1 protein-coding gene is annotated in these 1,848 nt (G+C 32.0%); it reads right to left on the bottom strand.

Translation table 11 applies throughout. The features are described 5' to 3' along the window. Positions 1-1,430: hypothetical protein (locus L1S34_RS14700; RefSeq protein WP_441316735.1), on the bottom strand; the 1,430-nt coding region annotated here is incomplete at its 3' end. Positions 1,431-1,848: the final 418 nt, after the last annotated feature.

The following is a 1,848-nucleotide window of genomic DNA, read 5'->3' as shown; positions in this document are numbered from 1 at the left end:
GAATAACCATTTATCGATTTTAAAAATTCAAATTCGCCTTGATTCTTTTTTAGGCTATCTTGATTAGAAATAAAATACTTTACCCCACACAATTGCATAGCTTCAGGTATTTCTCGAATTCCTCTCACATATCTCGAGCCGATTTCTTTTTTGTAATTAAGGGTATCTATACTTTTTAGGAATGCTATGTAATTGGAATTGTGAAAAGCCCAGTAGCCTGAACTCCCATAAAAACCTTGAATTTGTGCTTCATTATAGCTATAAACTCTTGAATTACCAGAAAAAAAATCTTTTTCCACTCTAAAAAATGAAGAATCTTTTTGTTTGATATCTTTGATAATACTTTTAGTAGCATCAAAAAAGCCTTTACCTACTTTCACATCATCTTTTGTGACAAGCATTCTATCTTGTAGGGTTGGCGCTGCAAAAATGAAAATCTCCAAAACAATAAATCCTACTAATAGATGTGGAAAATAATTAATCAAGCGTTTTTTGCCAAAAAAATATAGCAAGGTAAAATAAACGATTAGGAAAGAAATCACAATAAAGACACTTGGAGAAGCGTCTATCGCTATTTGGCTTTTAAGTGCAAGTAAAAGTGTAAGAAAACCAATAATTGTCAAAAGAAGTGTTTTAAAATAAACCTTCTCTTGCTTGATTACAAAGTCAAGAGACATTGTGGCGAAGTAAATAAAAACAATAGTTGCTAACATTCCAATCATTCTGTAATAGTTGCCTGTAAATAACCAGAGAGAATGTCGGAAAAGAGGAACTGCAATTATTAACATGAAAAAGAATAAAATTCCTCCATAAATTAGTCGCTTTCGCCTATCAATAAAATGAAAAAGTTGCGGTATAAGCAACAGAACCACCAAACTTGAATATAAAAATGGTGCTTCAAAATAGTTGTACCAACCCTGGTAATTTTCAGCAATCCCTTGTAAGTTATTCGAAAAAAGTCGTAAAAAAGAAGTGGCAAGCTCAGGTTTTTCAGCGATTTGAAGTGGAGTTTGCTTTAATTCATCCATAAGTGGATACATGCCTTTACCTCTTGGACTGTTTAGCATCTGATGAAGATTACTTAAAAGTATGAAGCTTGCAAGTCCTAAGCCTAACAAACCAGCAAAGCCGATTTTTGCGAACTGCTGTAAACTTAATTTTAGAGATTTGTTGGAATCATAATTAACAAGAAGATAAATTACTGCTAAAAGGAATGCAAAATAAAGTATTATAGAAGTATACGCCATTGCAATCAGTGCAGTTGTGATTGAGAGGAGATAGACTTTTTTGTTTTCTTGAAAATAATGAAGGGATAGAAGAAACAAAGCAAAAAGCATCATATCGTTAGAAAACTGTACTAGGTACCAGGTACTGCAACCAACCATATAGCCACTAAAAGCAAACAAAACACTCCCAATTCCGGCAGCCAAAATATGGATTCCTTTTTTTCTAAAAAAGACAAACAAGAAAAAGCCAGCAAGAAAAGTATAAATCAACTGCATCCAAATGAAAGCACTTGCAATGTCATTTTTAAAGAACAAATAGGTTACAGTTAGAGCAATGGGCTCAATGGCGAACGGATATTTATTCTCTCCTAATGCTGTATGAAAACTAAAAGTAGGAAGATATCCTTTTTTAAGGGCTTCCATTTTTGAATATAGTTCTGGGTAACCAACATTATAAATATCGTCACCTAAATCTTTGTACAAAAAATAATATTCACCAAAAATAAAATCTTTGTACAACAACAACTCTAATACTATTAAAATAACACTAAAATAGAGTAAGCTTTTCTTAAACGAAAGATCTTTCATATGATTTAATTAAGATATGCATTGGGATTCAAAT

It is taken from the genome of Flavobacterium sp. K77, from assembly GCF_021608205.1.
Classification (GTDB): domain Bacteria; phylum Bacteroidota; class Bacteroidia; order Flavobacteriales; family Flavobacteriaceae; genus Flavobacterium; species Flavobacterium turcicum.
Note: the sequence above shows the minus strand (reverse complement) of the source record. Positions and strands in the feature narration are given on the sequence as shown.